The organism is Ferrimonas kyonanensis DSM 18153 (assembly GCF_000425405.1).
GTDB classification, from domain to species: domain Bacteria; phylum Pseudomonadota; class Gammaproteobacteria; order Enterobacterales; family Shewanellaceae; genus Ferrimonas; species Ferrimonas kyonanensis.
This window is the reverse complement of the sequence record NZ_AUDJ01000001.1, coordinates 89498-107133: the sequence shown is the minus strand read 5'-3', so window position 1 is coordinate 107133 and position 17636 is coordinate 89498. Positions and strand designations below refer to the sequence as shown.

The 17636-nt window shown below is 58.2% G+C and carries 15 protein-coding genes; 13 read left to right on the top strand and 2 right to left on the bottom strand.

From position 1 onward, the window contains the following. The first annotated feature begins 3 nt into the window (after window positions 1-3). Window positions 4-909 carry an oxidoreductase gene (locus tag H598_RS0100515; protein ID WP_028111246.1) on the top strand — a complete coding sequence of 302 codons (906 nt, stop codon included), beginning with the start codon at window positions 4-6 and terminating at the stop codon, window positions 907-909. A gap of 117 nt (window positions 910-1026) precedes the next feature. Here H598_RS0100515 and H598_RS0100510 read toward each other — a convergent pair whose 3' ends face one another. Continuing rightward, window positions 1027-1881, bottom strand: a complete 855-nt coding sequence (locus H598_RS0100510) for a 2OG-Fe(II) oxygenase family protein (protein WP_028111245.1) — start codon at window positions 1879-1881, stop codon at window positions 1027-1029. Window positions 1882-2038: 157 nt separating this feature from the next. Here H598_RS0100510 and H598_RS0100505 point away from each other — a divergent pair, with 157 nt between their 5' ends. Both H598_RS0100505 and H598_RS0100500 read left to right on the top strand, forming a co-directional pair. Further along, window positions 2039-2626: a hypothetical protein gene (locus tag H598_RS0100505; RefSeq protein WP_028111244.1), complete on the top strand. Its 588-nt coding sequence runs from the start codon at window positions 2039-2041 to the stop codon at window positions 2624-2626. Between the two features lie 8 nt (window positions 2627-2634). Beyond that, on the top strand, window positions 2635-3717 hold the full coding sequence (locus H598_RS0100500; RefSeq protein WP_028111243.1) for a rhomboid family intramembrane serine protease: 1083 nt from the start codon (window positions 2635-2637) through the stop codon (window positions 3715-3717). Window positions 3718-3753: 36 nt separating this feature from the next. On the opposite strand, the gene H598_RS0100495 is transcribed toward H598_RS0100500, so the two are convergent. After that, the gene (locus H598_RS0100495; protein WP_028111242.1) at window positions 3754-4524 is read right to left on the bottom strand and encodes a TetR/AcrR family transcriptional regulator; all 771 of its coding nucleotides are present in this window, start codon (window positions 4522-4524) and stop codon (window positions 3754-3756) included. A 225-nt stretch (window positions 4525-4749) separates the two neighbouring features. On the opposite strand from H598_RS0100495, the gene H598_RS0100490 reads away from it, so the two are divergent. The 10 genes from H598_RS0100490 (at window position 4750) to fdhE (ending at window position 17625) form a co-directional block, all read left to right on the top strand. Further along, window positions 4750-6258 carry a flavocytochrome c gene (locus H598_RS0100490; protein ID WP_028111241.1) on the top strand — a complete coding sequence of 503 codons (1509 nt, stop codon included), beginning with the start codon at window positions 4750-4752 and terminating at the stop codon, window positions 6256-6258. A 5-nt stretch (window positions 6259-6263) separates the two neighbouring features. Beyond that, window positions 6264-6617, top strand: a complete 354-nt coding sequence (locus H598_RS0100485; RefSeq protein WP_028111240.1) for a cytochrome c3 family protein — start codon at window positions 6264-6266, stop codon at window positions 6615-6617. A 25-nt stretch (window positions 6618-6642) separates the two neighbouring features. Then, entirely contained in the window at window positions 6643-7383 is a 741-nt protein-coding gene (locus H598_RS0100480; RefSeq protein WP_028111239.1) for a cupin domain-containing protein, read from the top strand. A gap of 129 nt (window positions 7384-7512) precedes the next feature. Next, on the top strand, window positions 7513-7977 hold the full coding sequence (locus H598_RS25340) for a DUF3299 domain-containing protein (protein WP_028111238.1): 465 nt from the start codon (window positions 7513-7515) through the stop codon (window positions 7975-7977). A 35-nt stretch (window positions 7978-8012) separates the two neighbouring features. Then, window positions 8013-9089: a hypothetical protein gene (locus H598_RS0100470; protein WP_028111237.1), complete on the top strand. Its 1077-nt coding sequence runs from the start codon at window positions 8013-8015 to the stop codon at window positions 9087-9089. Between the two features lie 220 nt (window positions 9090-9309). Then, entirely contained in the window at window positions 9310-11643 is a 2334-nt protein-coding gene (locus tag H598_RS22900) for an alkaline phosphatase D family protein (RefSeq protein WP_051252199.1), read from the top strand. A 507-nt stretch (window positions 11644-12150) separates the two neighbouring features. Further along, window positions 12151-15168: a formate dehydrogenase-N subunit alpha gene (fdnG, locus tag H598_RS0100455; RefSeq protein WP_156896886.1), complete on the top strand. Its 3018-nt coding sequence runs from the start codon at window positions 12151-12153 to the stop codon at window positions 15166-15168. Between the two features lie 2 nt (window positions 15169-15170). Continuing rightward, window positions 15171-16082 (top strand): formate dehydrogenase subunit beta, encoded by a 912-nt coding sequence (fdxH, locus tag H598_RS0100450; protein WP_028111234.1) that lies wholly within the window; start codon window positions 15171-15173, stop codon window positions 16080-16082. After that, on the top strand, window positions 16079-16711 hold the full coding sequence (locus H598_RS0100445) for a formate dehydrogenase subunit gamma (protein WP_028111233.1): 633 nt from the start codon (window positions 16079-16081) through the stop codon (window positions 16709-16711). The genes fdxH and H598_RS0100445 overlap by 4 nt, the downstream gene beginning before the upstream one ends. Then, a complete protein-coding gene (gene fdhE, locus H598_RS0100440; RefSeq protein WP_028111232.1) occupies window positions 16711-17625 on the top strand; it encodes a formate dehydrogenase accessory protein FdhE in 915 nt (304 codons plus the stop codon). The genes H598_RS0100445 and fdhE overlap by 1 nt, the downstream gene beginning before the upstream one ends. The last annotated feature ends 11 nt before the right edge of the window (window positions 17626-17636 follow it).

Here is a 17636-nt window from a genome sequence, read left to right as displayed (position 1 = left end):
CTCATGAGCCTCCCCTCTCTCGCCTGCCAGCAGGGTCGCATCGCCATTGTCAGCGGCGGCAACGTCGGACTGGGATACGAATCGGTCCGTCAACTGGCCCAGGCCGGTGCCCAAGTGATACTGGCTTGCCGGGACACCAACAAGGGCGAACAGGCCAAGGCCTGCATTCTGCGGCAACAGCCCCGGGCCGATATCAGCGTACTGGGGCTGGATCTCACTCGAGCCGAGTCCATCGAACGCTTCAGTCGACGCTTCGCCAGCCGCTTCGATCACCTGGATCTGCTATTGAACAACGCCGGCGTGGTCAATCTGCCTCAGCTGTGCCGCAACGAGTGCGGTCATGAGATGCACATGGCCACCAATCACCTTGGCCATTTCGCCCTGACCGGCCGACTGATGCCTCAACTGTTGGCGGCCCCCGAGGCCAGAGTGGTGACCGTCAGCAGCGGCGGCTACAAATGGGGCGTCATCGATTTCGACGACCTGAACTGGCATCGACGTCCCTATCATCGAGTCAAAGCCTACGGTGACAGCAAGCTGGCCAACCTGTTGTTCATGGATGAGCTGCAACGACGCTTCCGCCAACTAGGCAGCCCAGCCCTGTCACTGGCTGCCCACCCGGGACTCAGCGCCACCGAGCGCCAGCAGAGCATCGGCATCGGCGGCTGGTTGAGCCGTCGGCTGGCAACGCCTGTCACTCAGGGAGTGCGGCCTCAACTGCTGGCCGCCACCTCGGCCGACCTCAGCGGCGGTCAGTTCTGGGGGCCGAGGTTTGGGATCTGGGGCCCACCCAGGCCGATTGCTTTAACAGACGAGGTGCTCGATCCGGCGATTCGAAGCCGCTTGTGGACGCTGTCGGAACAACTGACCGGCGTCCAGTATCCCACTACTGCGCCGACGGCCGCTTAAGTTAACGGCCCAGCTGGCCCCCGGTGCTCGGAACCGCACCCGTCGTCGCCAGAGAGGCCCCAAAAACGGCAACGCCGCTGACTCAGCAGCGGCGTTGGTGGGTCGGGCGGGTGACAATCAGATGACCCCCAACTCCCGCAGTCGCTCCATCAGATAGCTGTGAGCGCTGTGGCGATCCGACAACACCACGTCCGGGCGCGGGTGAATAAACAAGGGTAGCGATACCCGGGAGCGATTGTGAACCATGCCTTTGGGATTGATCACCCGGTGGGTGGTCGAAGGAAAATAGCCACCGGAGGCTTCCTGCAGCATGTCGCCGATGTTGATGATCAGATTACCAAAATCGCAAGGCACATCCAGCCACTGGCCGTCTTTACCTTTCACCTGCAATCCCGGCTCATTGGACGCCGGCAAGATGGTGATCAGGTTGATGTCCTCATGGGCGGCAGCACGAATGGCCCCCGGCTCTTCATCCCCTTGCATCGGCGGGTAATGCAGCACCCTCAGCAGAGACTGATCGCTGCCGCTGATCATGTTGGGTAATGGCTCACGGTAGCGCTTGGCCACCTCCGCCGGGGTGTAACGTTCAATCCACTCCAGCAGGGTTGCCGAAAAGGCCAGCGTGGTGTCGTAGTAAGCCTGCAACTCGGCTTTCAGGTGCGATGGGCACTGGCCCCAAGGGTAGTAGTGGTAGTACTCCTTGATGTCGCGCTTATCCGATCCCTTGGCGGTTTCGGCCACCTTGGCGGCAAAGAAGCCGTCCTGAGCGTCGGCATTAAAGGCAAACTGGTGTTTCTGGTCACTGCCGAAGAAGTTCAGCCAGTTATCGTAAATGCTCTGCACTGCCGATTGCGACAACGGGTGGTTCTTGAGGACGCCGAAACCGGTCTCCCGCAACGACTGCACGAACTGTTCCGCCGCGCCATCGCTTTGAAAATCCACAGCTTCCAAGCGTGTTACTGGTAAATCCATTTTTTGACCCCTGTTTCTACTTATGAATATTATTTTCCCGCCGAATCAAATCCTTGGCGTAAGTTGTTGTAGATACTGAAAATTTTTTTATATATGCTGTGCGTTTTTTCACACTGTCGAACGAATTTTTTTCAGTTTTTTAGGAATCACGGACTCTATGACAATCGACCCTAAAGCACAAGCCTCGACCTCAGCAGGCAAACGCCGGCCCAAGCTGGACAATCAGGATCTGGTCAAAACCAGTTTCTGGGTCAGTCAGATCTTTATGCTCATCGCCACCGTTGCCGGTGTCTACCTGGCGGCCCAACAGGGCCTGTCCCAGGCCATTGCCTTCGATGCCCTGACCAGTAAACAGAACAACTACTACCTGCGCCATGCTCTGTATGATGAGGTCAACGACAACGTCACCATCATCAATGACTACGCCAACACCGTGCTGACCGAATCCCACAGCAATTTGAAGACCATCCATCCGCAACTGGCCCAGTTTGTCTGGAACAACATGCGCTACTCCAACCAGACGCTGGAAACGCCGACTCAAATTCTGACCGAGACCCGCCGCTTTTATATGGCGGCCGCCGACATCATTCAAAAGATGGAAAACCGTACCTACGGTTCTCACTACGGTGCCAATCAGCTTAAGGAGTTGACCGCCGGCATCAGCACCCATACCCTGCCCGCGCTGCAGCTCAACTACCAGACCCTGGCGGCTGAACTGAAAGCCGCCGACATCATTGTGGAGTAACCGACACCATGGCCATCACCTGCCCCAACTGCCAGACCCAGCAGATGCGAGAGCTGCATTTCCACGGCCAGAAAGTGGACCGCTGCACCCTGTGCGGCGGCATCTGGTTTGATCACGGTGAACTCAACGGCGCCCTGTCCCAGGCCGACAATGGTGACGATGACGTCGGCATCGAACACAATCTTGGCAGCCATCTGGGAGCCTCGCCACGCAGTTGCTGCCGATGCAGCGGCGGCCTGCATTACTACCAGTTGCTGCAGGATTTCAGTGTCGAGGTGGAGGTGTGCCACAGCTGCACCGGCATCTGGGTCAATGACAGTGAGCGGGAAAAAGTGGTCCAGTCACCTCGAATTCAGTCGGCGCTGGAGCAGATGAATCAACCCACCGGCACCAAGACCTGGCTGTTTCAGTTTCTACTGAGGATGCCGGTGGAATACAACGTCAAGGCTCACTCCACGCCCTGGATGACCTACCTGCTGCTTGCCCTTAACATCCTGATCTTCTTTGGCTACAACAGCGACAGTCAGCTGGCCGAGCAGGTGTTTGAGGCCTTCGCCCTGCGTTCCGATTATCTGCTGCAGGGGCACCATTTCGGCGCCCTGCTCAGCCACATGTTTCTGCATGGGAGTCTGACTCACCTGCTGGGCAACATGTACTTCTTATACGTGGTGGGCGATAACATCGAAGACGCGCTGGGATCGGTGCGTTTCCTGATGCTGTACCTGCTGTGCGGTTTTGCCGCGGCTGCGGCGCAGATCTTGTCCGATCCAGGCTCCACCACGGCCATGGTGGGCGCCAGTGGCGCCATCGCCGGCCTGTTCGGCATGTACCTGCTGTGGTTTAAGAATGCCAGCCTGACGTTCATGTTCTTCATCTACCAGAAAAAACTGTCGCCAATGGCCTTTTTTGCCATCTGGCTGGCCCTGAACCTGTTCGGTGCCTGGCAGGCTCAGGGCAGCGTCGCGTACTGGGCCCACATCGGAGGCTTTGCCGCCGGACTGGGGCTGGGTTGGTGGCTGAAGCCGTCGGTGATGGCAACCAATCCGGTGCTGGCGATGCTGAACTCCGACAGCATCAAGGTTCGTCGCTAATGGGCACTCCGCGGTGCTCAGGCACCGCGGAGATCCTCATTCAGAGGTCAACTGACGGCAGTCATTAAGACCATTGAGCTGCTGGCAGCGCTGGCAGTTCTTATTGGGTTGGTAGTGTTGGGTAAAAAACCCATCCACTTTATTGAACAGGGATTCAAATTTACTGGCGGTGGCGATCTCGTTCCACTGATAACGATTCATCATCTCTGCCAGGTGACGAAGGTAGGTCGGATTTTTCTCGGTCAGGTACTTCGGCTCCATCAACTGACTTTCATAAGAAGACAAGCACCCAGCCATAAAGAAATAGATGGCTTGAGTTAACTCCATCACCTGAGCCTCGTTGGCGTGCAGCGCCCCGCTCTGCTGCGCCTCCTCAATATGCAGATGCACCCGGCTCCAGAACATATTGACCCTGGCCCTGAGCAGGTTCACTTTTTCATCGCTGGCCATCTGCCAGAACATGCTGTTGATCGACACCACCCGCAGAATATTGAAGGTTGGGCTCTTCTCCACCGCCACCAGAGAAAACACCGCCGGCAGCGCTGCCCGCTCCAGATCGGTCAACTCCGGATGGCACTCCAGAAACAGCGGAATGTAGTTGGAGGTGCAATTGCGCAGGAACAGGCACACCAACACATCTTCCTTGGATTGAAAGAACTTATACAGGGTGTGATTAGAGCATTGCGCCTCTTTCGCGATCTGGGCAAACCGGAATGAGACCACCCCATGTTCATCCACTAACTCTTCGGCAACGTCCAATAACTGATTACAACGCAGGCTGTCCAGTTTGGTTTTCGGGCAATGCATGAGAAAGACCTGTCGGCAATTAAGTTGACGCTACTTTCGCACAGAGCCAGAAAAAAATTCGGTGTTAAGGCCACAAAAATTATTTGCTAAACCCCGCCAAAATCTTTTTTTGAGACCCCTTCACGAAAACTTTTTTCAACCGGATCTCACTGTGATCCAGCGCTTATTTTACCCCGCGTTAACAGCGCTACAGTAATTTCACATTCACAGCATGAGATAAAAACTATGCATGACAGACGTTCGTTTATGAAGCTCGGCGCCGGTGTGGCCGCCGCCGGAGCCATGTTACCCCTAACCGCTTCCGCCAAGTGCGCCGAAGACGACGTCAGCTGGGACGGTGAGTACGAAGTGGTGATCATCGGCTCCGGTTTTGCTGGCCTGGCAGCGGCGGTGGAAGCCAAGCACAAAGGCGCCAAAGACGTGGTCGTCTTTGAAAAGATGGGCGTGTACGGCGGCAACAGTACCCTTAACGCCGGTCAGGCCTGCTTTGCCGGTACCGATCTGCAGAAGAAGCTGGGCATCAACGACAGTGCCGAGCTGATGGTTAAGGACCAGCTGAAATCCGGCCGCGGTGTCGCCAGCGAGTCTCTGCTGCGCCACAGTGCCGAGCTCGGCCCCTACGTGTACCAGATGACCAAAGACTGCGGCTGCGTCTACCGCGACTTCATCATCACCACCGGTGGCACCAGCGCCACTCGCAGCCACCAGGTGGTGGAGCGCTCCGGCTCCGGCTTCATTCAGCCCATGCTGAAAACTGCCCGTAAGATGGGGGTTGAGACTCAGATCCGTCACAAGTTTGAGCACCTGATCCACGACAAAGAAGGCCGGGTTATCGGCGTCAACATTCGCAAAGGCTACCACTTCGGTTTTGAGGACAGCGGCGAGCTAATCAACATCAAAGCCAAGCGCGGCGTCATCATCGCCACCGGAGGTTTTGGTTACAACATCAGCCTGAGACAGGCCCAGGATCCAACCCTGACCGCCGAAGTTGGCTGTACCAACGCCAAAGGTGCCACCGGCGATGGCCTGATCGAAATGCTGGCCGCCGGCGCCACTCCGGTGCACCTGGCCCACATTCAGTCCGGCCCCTGGGCCTCGCCCGATGAAGGCGGTTTCGGCTACGGTGCCGGTTTCTCGCTGTACAACTTCCCCCACTCCATCGCCATCGACCGCAACACCGGCCAGCGTTTCATGAACGAGATCGCCGACCGTAAGACCCGCGCCGATCTGGAGCTGCAGCGTCGCGACCAGGACGGCAATCCCAACCCTGCCCTGCTGATTGCGCCTAAGCACGAAGCCAAGAACGATCCTTCCATGGCTAAGGTACTGAAGTACAACGTGGCGTGGGAATTCGATTCCGTGGAAGCCATCGCCAAGCACTTCGATGTGCCCCTGAAGGCACTGAAGCAACAGATCGCCGACTGGAATAGCTACGTCGACAAGGGTGAAGACCCACAATTTGGCAAGCGCATGAACGCCGGTCGCGGCATCAAGCTGACCGCCCCCTTCATCGTTCAGCGTCTGTGGCCCAAGGTGCACTACTGCCAGGGTGGCATCCAGATCAACACCAAAGCCGAAGTGCTGGCCGCCAAGACCGGCAAGCCGATTCCAGGCCTGTTCGCTGCGGGCGAAGTGACCGGTGGTATCCACGGCGTCAGCCGACTGGGTGGCTGCTCTACCCCGGAATGTCTGGCATTCGGCGTGACAGCCGCTCGTTCAATTATGGAGGCCTAATCGCCATGACCCGCTCAAAAGTACTGCTTACCGCCGCTGCCGTTATCCTGGCCGCCAGCTTTAACACTCAGGCCATGAACAAGCGTGAACACCACGCCACCGTGTACGAAGCCGGCTGCGACAGCTGCCACGATCAGGGCATGGGCAAGTTCCCATCCGATGAAGCCTGCCTGCAGTGTCATGACGTTGATGATGTGGCCAAGATGACCGCCCGCGAAGGCGACGAGGTTAAACAAAACCCGCACAACAGCATGCACTACGGCAAAGAGGCCCCGTGTCAGGAGTGCCACGGCGAGCACACGCCCAAGAAAGCGCTGTGCCAGGAATGCCACAACTTCAATTACCCGAAGTTTAAATAACAATACCTCCCTTCCAAGGAAAAAGATGATGAAGAAACTGACAATCACCACCGCGCTGCTGGTCGCCAGCACGGCCGCCTGTGCCGCCGGCAAACCTGCCGACAAGCCCTGGCACAACGATAAGCCACTGCCTTACACGCCGTACGCACCGACCAAGCTGATGCCACAAGTGTGTAAGCAGGAGCAAGCACTGGCCTACCTGGAAGAGCTGCAGTCCGGCAAGAAGGACATCTACACCGTTAAGTCCAACGACCATGGCGGTAAGGGTGCCAACGACTCCGGTTGGCTGACCTGGCGCATCGACGATCCGGAAAACCTGATCCCCTGCCCTAAGGGGGGCGCCGCCGCCACCGAAGTGGGCATGTGCTGGAAAGAGCTGAACGATGAACCGACCGTTATCGGTTTGGTACGAGTGGCACCGGGTACCGCCATTCCTCACTACCACCGTGAAATGGAGTGTTACTACGGTCTGAGTGGCGAGGGCCTGACCTGGTCTCAGGGTCGCATGCAACACTTCCAGCCTGGTGACTACATCGAGATCCCGTCCAAGGCGATGCATTACACCCCCAACACCTATGACGATCAGGATCTGATCTACATGTACTGGTTCCCGCAAGATGGCAAATTCTCTACCTTCAAGTACCAGTGGCCTCAGGATGTGGGTGCCGGCGAAACGCTGATGTTCGACTTCATTCCTTACACCCAATCGCACGCCGTGCGTGAAGGCAAAGGCGGCTATGGGTTCGACGCGGTGCGTCCTCAGTAATTTGTCGTCCGCTACCGGTGCCACCCGTTTCACCCCGGGTGGTATCGGTTCCGAGATGCTCATCTTACTGACCCAAGGTTATCTCTCATCGGGTCAGCATCCGCTGACCCTTTTTTCCGGGCCATACCTATGAAACTGATTCCCCTGCTGCTTCTGGCCGCACTGGCCAGTGGCCAAGCCCTCGCTGCCCCCCACTCCCTGCTGTGGGCGGATCTCAACGCCAATGCCAACGCCAGCTCGGTATTTGAACGCATCAACCCCGAACTGAATGGCCAACAGGTGGTGATTCCCGGCTTTGTGATTGAAAACAGCGTTGCCAGTCATCTCGGCGACGATCATCACCATCAGGCCGACAGCGATCAGCCAACCATTACCGTGCTCAGTCCACAGCCGGAGATCTGCTTTCACAAGCCACCACCACCGGCCAACCAGCTGATTCAAGTCAAGTTGTTGCCCGGGGTTGAGGTCAAGGCCACAGAGGGTAAACCGGTGTATCTGATTGGCGAACTGCAGGTGGAGAAACACCTCTCCGGTCTGTTCAGCACCGCCTACACCCTAGTGGTATCCGACACCGCCGAATACCCCAGCCAATGACCCGGTTTGCTTATTACAAGGGACAAGAAAACACCATGCATCCGTTAAAACTCGCCACCCTGCTGGCGCTGACGCAACTCACCCTGACCCCTTTGGTGCACGCCGCCAGTCAGGACATCGCACTGGGCGGCTTCGTCCGAGCCAACTACGGCTGGAAGGACTACAGCGACGCCTCCAAAGACAAAGGTGGCGACTTCGCCTTTGATGCCATGTCGGTCACCTTCGACGGCAAGATAGACGACATCGGTGTCAGCGTCGATTACCGCTTCGCCAGTGGCCTTAACTACGTCAAGCGTGCCTATGGCTACATGGATGTCAGCGACACCACTCAGGTACAGGTCGGCATCGTCAAAGTACCGTTCGGCAAGCCGGGGTTCATCTCCAACAGCTACTGGTTCAGCACCAACTACTACCTGGGCTTCGAAGACAACTACGACGCCGGGGTTAAAGTGGTCCACCATTGGGATCGCTGGCAATTGGATGCCGCCTTTATCAAAGGACCGGAGTACGGCAGTGATACCTTGGATCGTTACGGCGCCGACATCATCGGCGACAACGAGGAAACCAATCAGCTGAACCTGCGGGCGGTCTACTCACTGCCGTTGGCCGATGGCCACCTGAATCTGGGCGGCTCCCTTGAAGCCGGGCAGCTGTACCACGCGGTAGAGGAAGACAACGGCGATCGCTGGGCCGCTGCCCTGCACGCCGACTGGGTCAGCGGCCCCTGGAACCTTCAGGCTCAGGTAACGCACTATCAGTACAACAGCAGTGACGACGCCGACACCCTGACCGTGGGCGTCGTCGGTGCCGCCTACGACATCGCCAGCGAAGCCACGGGTTACAACCTCAACCTGTCACGTCGTTTCGATACTCGCTGGGGCAACATCACCCTGTACAACGACTATGGGCTGGTGGTCCCCGAAGGTCAGGATCAGGACGACTCAACCCAGAACGTTCTGGGGCTGTCGTTCAATCGCGGCCCCATCTGGGCGTACTTTGATTACATTGTCGGCAATAACATGACTTTTGCCGGTGGACCGGGCGTCGGTCTGGCTAATCCCGATGCCCCTTGGGACAGCCGCATCAACATCAACGTCGGCTACTACTTCTAATTCGGGTCGGGGTCGGTCCCTCCCTCATCTTCCAGCGCCGGCCCCACCCTCCTTCTCTTCCCCAACCGAAGAATTTCTGGTCATACCTGTTCACACTTCTGTAATAATCTGTTATCAACATAGGGCGCTCATGAAACCCTCTCTGAGCCGACTGCCTATAAGGATGTAATACCGACCGGTATATGAGGCAAAGATAACTACAATTAACAAGGATGACTCAATGAGCTATACCCGCCGCCGCTTTCTGCACACCCTGGTGGTTTCCGCCGGGGCCGTAACCCTGTCCAGCCTGACCGGCTGCTCCAACGACAACAACAGCAGCACCCCGGCTCCGGACAACCTGCCGGTGGTCTCGCCCCAGTATTTCCCACAATCGGTGATGTCCGGCGATCCGCGCCCGGACTCGGTGATCCTATGGACCCGCGCCGTCGACGGTGATGGCGATCTGGCGCTGACTCTGCAAGTATCCAGCGATCCAGAGTTTGCCACCGTGGTGGTGGAACAAGACTTTACCGCCGCGGCCGCCAATGGCCACTGCATCAAGGTGCGGGTGACCGAGCTGGACCCGTACCAACACTACTATTACCGCTTCCTGTACAGCAAAGACGGCGCCCTGCACAGCTCCAAGACCGGTCGCACCAAAACCGCCCCGGCCAGCGATGCCGACGTGGAGGTCAAGTTTGGCTTCGCCTCCTGCCAGGATTACCTGGGCCGTTACTACAACACCTACTTGTCGTTGCTGGCCCGGGACGACCTGGACTTCGTGCTGCACCTGGGTGACTACATCTACGAAACCACCGGTGATGCCAGTTTCCAAGACACCGGCGGTGAGCGCAGCATCGAGTTCCGTGATACCGACGGTGCCCTGACCATAGGTACCGGGGAAGCGGCTTTCCAAGCCGCCAACAGCATCGACAACTATCGGCAACTGTATGAAACCTATCGCAGCGATGCCGTCTTGCAGGAGCTGCACGAGCGCTTCCCGCTGGTGGCCATCTGGGATGACCACGAATTCTCCGATGACAGCTGGCAGACCAACGCCACCTATCTGGCCGGCGCCGCCGATGAAGAGCAGACCAGCCGCAAGCGCAACGCCGAACAGGTGTACTTTGAATTTATGCCAATCGACCACAGCGCCCCTCATGGCGACAGTGGCAGCGGTGCCCTGGAGGTCAGCGACGATCAGCTGTTCCCCCACACCAAGATCTACCGCGATCTGCAGTTCGGCAAGCACCTGCACCTGGCCCTGACCGACTACCGCACCTACCGACCAGATCACCTGATTCCCGAGGACGCCTTCCCCGCCACCGTGGCCATCAACAGCACCACCCTGACCGCGTTTCTGGCAGGACAAGGCATGCCCCAGGGTGGCATCGATGCCACCCTGGCACAGATGAGCCCAGTGGTGGACATCGATGCCGCGCCGTTTGCTCCCTACAAAGCCGCCTTTGTGGAGATCTTCACCGGTCTTTACACCGAAGAGCTGATGAGCCGGCTGGACCTGGATCAAGCCAGCGCCCTGGCTCAGGCTGGCGAGCGCGCCACCGCCGCCATTCAGGGACTGCTTACCAGCAGCTACTTGAACCTGGTGCTGACTCAGGCGCAAGCCACCCTACCAGACGGCCACCCACTGAAGGCGCTGCCACCGCTGCCGGAAACCGGCGTCGACACCGGACTGGCCTTCTATACCCTGGGCAAGACCACATTGTTTTCCGATCTGGGCGCCCGCTACCTGGTGATCCGGGAAACCTTCGACCTGTACGCCGGCTACCTGGAGTTTATGGCCCAGCAGCAGGGTAGCAGTGTGCAAACCCCCTACGATGCCGCCCAGTTCAGCTGGCTGCAGGGCGTGTTGAGCCAGTCCGGCGCCACCCACAAGGTGATGGCCAGCTCGGTCTCATTTGCCCCATTACTGGCCGACCTGTCCGCCAGCCGCGAGGACAGCGGCATCGTCGACCTGGAAGCGGTGCTGGACTCGGACCTGGTGCCCTCAGCGCTGAAACAACGCTTCTACCTCAATGTGGATCACTGGGACGGCTTCCCGCAGTTTAAAGCGGGTCTGATCAACGATCTGCTCAGCGCCACCGGCACGGTTAGCTTGTCTGGCGACATTCATGCCAGTTTTGTCACTCAGCACCCGGCCAACGCCAACACCGGGCTGGCCTCGGTGGACTTCACCACCTCATCGGTCAGTTCCGGCACCTTTGGCAGCTTCCTCGACGATGGCCTCAACGGCCTGCTGGCCCAGCTGGGCGATGTCCCGCCTGAGGTCAGTCAGTTGAAGTACTTCTTTGACGCCATCGCCCTGACCGCCAGCAAACGCGATGACGTCAGCTCCAAGCTGGTGTTCTCCAGAATGTGGGAGCACGGGGTCGGGGTCGCCACCGCAGGGGGCGGTGGCTTTAAAGTCGACTACCACAACGTTCCCACCGTTTGGGATGGTGTAGACTGGGTCAAGACCTCGTTCTATACGGATCGGGCCCGCTTCCTGGCACAGGTGCGTACCCACAGATTCAACTGGGACGGCACCACTCTGGAGCAATTCCCCGCCTAGCTCCGCAATACTAAGGTCAGCCCCGGTTCCATCGGGGCTGACTTTTCTGCCCCCCCACACCATGCCGCCACTTTCCCGACCTTCAAGGGCACGGCCTGCTCAATTGAATCGGGCCACAATGACCCACTGCGGCTCCCCCTTTGCTCGAATCATCATTTTTGGTCAGAAAACACCGTCTAACAAACCGAAAATGACTTCATAAATTCTGAAAATGGGACATTATTTACCAATCAGAATGGTCATTTTGACCAACCAGCAAAATCACCACTCAATCGAACAAATTAGCCACAAAGAGCGCAGCAAGTAGAATTAAATACCCACATTCAGCACCAAGACAGCACAAATGGATCGCTAGCGCACAAACGTGATCTTGATCGCCTGTCGCAATTTGTGACTTAGACGGTGTTTTGCAGATAATCCAAACCGTCGAAGGTCTTTCACTTTCGTCATGGCGGCCTACGGGCAGCCATTACCGATACTCATCACCGTAATGATTGAGAGAACACCATGAATAGACGTCAGTTTTTTAAACTGTGCGCGGCCGGAGCGACCACGTCCGCCGCCTCTGCTCTGGGGTTGATGTCCGAAAAGGCCTTTGCCGCCGTTCGGGAATTCAAACTACTCAGGGCCAAAGAAACCCGCAACAACTGCTGCTACTGTTCCGTCGGATGCGGCTTGCTGATGTACAGCCACGGCAGTGGCGGTAAGAACAGCGAGCAGAGCATCTTCCACATCGAAGGCGATGCCGATCATCCGGTTAACCGCGGTGCACTTTGTCCAAAAGGTGCAGGCTTGGTGGACTACGTCAACAGCCCCAACCGCAACCACTACCCAGAGTATCGCGCACCGGGTAGCAACAAATGGACTCGCCTCAGTTGGGAAGACGCCCTGAGTCGCATTGCCAAGCTGATGAAAGCGGACCGGGATGCCAACCTGATTCAGAAGAACGACGACGGCACCACGGTAAACCGCTGGCTCACCACCGGCATGATGACTTCATCGGCGCAGCCGAATGAAGGGGCCTTCATCACTCACAAGTTTGCCCGGGCCCTGGGCCTGGTTGCCATCGACACCATTGCGCGTAACTGACACTCCCCAACGGTAGCAAGTCTTGCTCCAACATTTGGGCGTGGTGCCATGACCAACCACTGGATCGACATCAAAAACTCTAACGTTATCATCATTATGGGTGGCAACGCCGCCGAGGCTCACCCGGTCGGGTTTGGTTGGGTCACGGAAGCGATGCAGCACAACAACGCCAAATTGCTGGTTGTGGATCCCCGTTTCACCCGCAGCGCCTCTCTGGCGGATCACTATGCGCCGATTCGTTCGGGTACCGACATCGCCTTCCTGCTGGGTGTCATCCGCTACCTGCTCGACACCAACCAGGTCAACTTCGACTACGTCAAGGCATACACCAACGCCAGCTACATCGTTCGCGAAGACTTCGACTTCCACGATGGCCTGTTCAGTGGCTTTGATGAGCAAAACGGCAGCTACAACAAAGAATCCTGGTTCTATGAATTGGATGACCAAGGCTACGCCAAGGTGGATCCGAGCTTTGAGCACCCTCGCTGTGTCTGGAACCTGCTGAAACAACACGTTGAACGCTATGATTTTGCCACCGTCAGCAACATTACCGGTACGCCGGTAGACGATTACCAAGAGATCTGCCAGAACATTGCCAGCACCCACACCCACGATCGCGCCGCGACCTTCATGTACGCGTTGGGCTGGACGCACCACAGTAAAGGCGCCCAGAACATTCGAACCATGGCGATGGTGCAACTGCTGCTGGGTAACATCGGTGTGCTGGGTGGCGGTGTAAACGCTCTGCGTGGCCACTCCAACGTTCAGGGTGCCACCGACATGGGCCTACTGGCACAAGCGCTGCCAGGCTACCTGAAACTGCCCAGCGACAAAGACACCGATCTGGCGACCTACTTAGAGAACCACACCCCGGTTCCTCTGCGCCCAGGACAAACCAACTACTGGCACCACTACCCTAAATTCTTCGTCTCGCAGATGAAGAGCTTCTGGGGAGACCGCGCCCATGCCGACAACCACTTCGGCTACGACTGGCTGCCGAAATGGGATCTGCAATACGACTTCACCAAGCACACCGACATGATGTACCGCGGTGAGGTGAACGGCTACATCGTGCAGGGCGTCAACGCCATCAACTCGATGCCCAACCGCAACAAGATGCTGACGGGTCTGAGTAAGCTGAAGTACTTGGTGGTGCTGGATCCTCTGGCCACCGACACCTCCAACTTCTGGCAGAAAGACGGCGACTTCAACGACGTTGAACCGTCCGAAATCATGACCGAAGTGTTCCGCCTGCCAACCACCTGTTTTGCCGAAGAGGAAGGCTGCATCGTCAACTCCGGTCGCTGGATGCAGTGGCACTGGAAAGGCGCCAACCCACCGGGTGAGTCCAAGTCGGACTCGGAGATCCTTTCCGAGCTGATGATGACGCTGAAATCCCTGTACGCCGACGAAGGCGGGGTCTTGCCAGAGCCGATCGAAGCGGTGAAATGGGATTATGCCAATCCGCACGCCCCGAGCCCCGAAGAGGTGGCAAAAGAGCTCAGTGGCAGCGATCTGAACACCGGCAAGCAGTTAGACAGCTTCAGCCAGCTGAAAGATGACGGTTCCACCGCCTGTGGATGCTGGATCTACTCCGGCTCCTGGACCGAAGCGGGCAACCTGATGGCCCGCCGTGATAACCACGATCCATCCGGCAAGGGCATCACCCCAGGCTGGTCATTCTCCTGGCCGGTGAACCGGCGTGTACTCTACAACCGCGCCTCCTGTGATGTTAATGGCAAGCCGTGGGATCCGAAACGGACCATCGTTGAATGGAAAGATGACCAATGGCACGGCATCGATGTGGGTGACTTCAACATGAAGCTGAACCCTCAAGATTCCGCCCACCCGTTCATCATGCAACCGGAAGGCGTCGGTCGCCTGTTCGCACTGCGCAAGATGGCAGAAGGTCCGTTCCCTGAGCACTACGAGCCGGTGGAATCGCCTATTGGTGGAAACCCACTGCACCCGAAAGTGAGCCGCAGCCCTGTGCTTCGAATGCTGGAAGGGGTTGAAGACACCCTGGGTGACAACAGTGAATTCCCTTACGCTGCCACCACCTACTCGCTGACCGAGCACTTCAACTTCTGGTCCGCACACTGCAAGTTGGCCGCCATCTCCATGCCGGAAACCTTCGTTGAGATCGACGAAGTGATGGCCAAGGAGAAGGGCATCAACAACGGCGACTGGGTTACCGTCAGCTCCAAACGGGGCCAGATCCAAACCAAGGCCCTGGTCACCAAACGCCTGCAGCCCCTCAAGGTCAACGGCCAATGGGTTCACATGGTGGGCTTGCCTCGTCACGGTACCCACGGCGGCCTGACCCGCAAGAGTTACAGCTGCAACGTGCTGACCACCGAAGTGGGCGACGCCAACTGCCAGGTGCCGGAATACAAGGCATTCCTGGTCAATGTCACCAAAGCGAAGGAGGTGTAATCATGGCTTCACAAGACATTATCCGACGCTCGGGAACCACCGACGTAACGCCGGCGGCTAAGGGCCGCAATGCCCGCCAGACCGTGGCCAAGCTGTTTGACGCCACCAAGTGCAACGGCTGCAAGGCCTGTCAGGTGTCGTGCTCAGAGTGGAACGATCTGCGCGAAGAGGTGGGCAGCTTTCAGGGCAGTTACCAGAACCCGATGTCTTTGTCGGGCCAGTGCTGGACCCTGATGCAGTTCAACGAGGTGATGGACAACAACAAGCTGCGCTGGCAGTTCACCCACACCGCGTGCATGCATTGTGCCGATCCGGCCTGCCTCAAAGCCTGCTCCACCGCCGGTGCCATTGTTCAGCATGCCAACGGCATGGTGAATTTTGACTCGGACAAGTGCATCGGCTGCGGCTACTGCACCAGTGCCTGTCCGTTTGGCGTGCCTAAGCTCGATCCTAAGGACAACAAGGCCTACAAGTGCACCCTGTGCGCCGACCGCCTGCAGGTCGGGCAAGAACCCTCCTGCGTCAAGTCCTGCACCACTGGCGCGCTGCGCTTTGGTACTCGGGAAGACATGCTGTTCCAGGCCGAAAAGCGGGTTGAGGAACTGCGCGCCAAGGGGTTCCCCAAGGCCGGCCTGTACAACCCCGACGGCGTCGGCGGCACCGGCATGATGATGATTCTGCACGACATCACCAATCCGGGCAGCTACAACCTGCCGGAGAATCCGACCACCCCGGCGGCGGTCAATCTGAAACAGGATTGGCTCAAACCGCTGGGAACGGCCGGCATTCTGGCAACCGTGGCCGTGGCCGCCCTGCACAAGATCACCGTTGGTCGCAACGTGGTCGAAGAGGATGAGTCCGGTCACGACAGTGCCGATTCCGAGTCTCAACAGGATCAGGAGGACCGCAAATGAATAAGCCCGCAATGATCGTTCGTCATACCCTGTTCGACCGCATCTGCCACTGGTTTATTGTGGCGGCGGGCCTGGTCACCTTCCTGACCGGCTTTTCGTTCTTCTATCCCTCCTTCCAGTGGTTGGGGGCCATCGCCGGCACCCCGCAACTGGCCCGCTTCATCCACCCCATCGTCGGCCTGGCCATGTGTCTGCCGCTGATGCTGATGCTGGTGCGCTATTACCACCACAACAAGTGGGAGAAGCACGATCTGGCCTGGATGCTGGCCATCAAGGAGGTGATGCTTGAGAACGAAGACAAGATCCCGCCCATCGGCCATTACAACCCGGGGCAAAAAGTGCTGTTTCGCGCCTTTGTGCTGACCGCCGTGACCCTGACGGCCACCGGCATCATCATGTGGCAGCCCTACTTTGCCCCTTATTTTTCAGCCAGCGTCATCAACTGGGCCATTCTGCTTCACGCCATCAGCGCCATCATCATGCTGATCTTTGTGCTGGTGCATTTCTGGATGGCCACCTGGGTCGAAGGCTCAGTACCGGGCATGCTGTACGGCAAGGTCTCCCGGGCCTGGTGCCGCAAGCACCACCCGCTGATGCTGAATGACCACGGCGACAAGGAGAACCATTAATGAACCCCGCCACCGAGATACCCGTCGTCCCCGGCAGTGAATCGCCGCTGGAGCTGAAGCCCCTGCGGGCCGCGGATCCCGGATCCCTGTACCTCAACCGTGCCAAGCGGTTGCAGGCACTGACCCAAGACTCGCCACTGGCCGACTACCTGCAGTTGTGTCAGAAACTGGTGACCATACAGGCTCGCCTGGCCACCGAGGCCGATTTCGGTCAGCCCCCGGCCTGGCAAGAGAAAGCCGGCGCACCGTTGGCCGACGTCGGCCCGGAAATCGACGGCTACTGGCAGGGGCTGATGCAGCAACTGTTGGCTCAGCTGTTGCCTCTGGTCGATGACAACCTGGCTCGCCAGGTTCGCCTGCTGCTGCAACAGTCTCCGGACCAGATTGGCCACTGGGGGCAAGCCTTGCGTCAGGGCCGCTTCAGTGATGTACCGGCCCGATTCAGCCTGTTTCTGTGGTCTGCCATGTCGCTGTATTGGTCCCATTGGGCTCCACCAGTGATTAAGCGCATGGACGCCCGTCAGGTGGAGCAACAGAGTCTGTGTCCGGTCTGCGGGTGTCATCCGGTGGCCAGCGTGATAGTCGATGAGCCTCGCGCAGGGTTGCGTTATCTGCACTGCTCGCTGTGTGAAACCCAGTGGCACTATATCCGCGCCCACTGCAGCAGCTGTGGTCAGGATAAAGAGATGACGCTGTGGTCGCTGGACGATCATCAGGCCAAGGTGCGCATCGAAAGCTGCGACGACTGCCATGGCTACACCAAGATGCTGTTCCTGGAGCAGGATCCGCAGATGGATGTGGCCGCCGACGATCTGGCTACCCTGGTGCTGGACGCCCAGCTCAATGAGCAGGGCTACGGTGCCACCACCGTCAACCCGTTGTTGCTGGCGCACGAAGCCGACGACCATCACTAAGTCAGCGGGAG

What these genes read in the sequence shown, in the direction of transcription:
- H598_RS25340 (WP_028111238.1), top strand. Translation starts at nt 7,513, where the DNA reads ATGAAACTGATTCCCCTGCTGCTTCTGGCCGCACTGGCCAGTGGCCAA.
- H598_RS0100480 (WP_028111239.1), top strand. Translation starts at nt 6,643, where the DNA reads ATGATGAAGAAACTGACAATCACCACCGCGCTGCTGGTCGCCAGCACG.
- fdhE (WP_028111232.1), top strand. Translation starts at nt 16,711, where the DNA reads ATGAACCCCGCCACCGAGATACCCGTCGTCCCCGGCAGTGAATCGCCG.
- H598_RS22900 (WP_051252199.1), top strand. Translation starts at nt 9,310, where the DNA reads ATGAGCTATACCCGCCGCCGCTTTCTGCACACCCTGGTGGTTTCCGCC.
- H598_RS0100445 (WP_028111233.1), top strand. Translation starts at nt 16,079, where the DNA reads ATGAATAAGCCCGCAATGATCGTTCGTCATACCCTGTTCGACCGCATC.
- H598_RS0100515 (WP_028111246.1), top strand. Translation starts at nt 4, where the DNA reads ATGAGCCTCCCCTCTCTCGCCTGCCAGCAGGGTCGCATCGCCATTGTC.
- fdxH (WP_028111234.1), top strand. Translation starts at nt 15,171, where the DNA reads ATGGCTTCACAAGACATTATCCGACGCTCGGGAACCACCGACGTAACG.
- H598_RS0100500 (WP_028111243.1), top strand. Translation starts at nt 2,635, where the DNA reads ATGGCCATCACCTGCCCCAACTGCCAGACCCAGCAGATGCGAGAGCTG.
- H598_RS0100495 (WP_028111242.1), bottom strand. Translation starts at nt 4,524, where the DNA reads ATGCATTGCCCGAAAACCAAACTGGACAGCCTGCGTTGTAATCAGTTA.
- H598_RS0100510 (WP_028111245.1), bottom strand. Translation starts at nt 1,881, where the DNA reads ATGGATTTACCAGTAACACGCTTGGAAGCTGTGGATTTTCAAAGCGAT.
- H598_RS0100485 (WP_028111240.1), top strand. Translation starts at nt 6,264, where the DNA reads ATGACCCGCTCAAAAGTACTGCTTACCGCCGCTGCCGTTATCCTGGCC.
- H598_RS0100470 (WP_028111237.1), top strand. Translation starts at nt 8,013, where the DNA reads ATGCATCCGTTAAAACTCGCCACCCTGCTGGCGCTGACGCAACTCACC.
- H598_RS0100490 (WP_028111241.1), top strand. Translation starts at nt 4,750, where the DNA reads ATGCATGACAGACGTTCGTTTATGAAGCTCGGCGCCGGTGTGGCCGCC.
- H598_RS0100505 (WP_028111244.1), top strand. Translation starts at nt 2,039, where the DNA reads ATGACAATCGACCCTAAAGCACAAGCCTCGACCTCAGCAGGCAAACGC.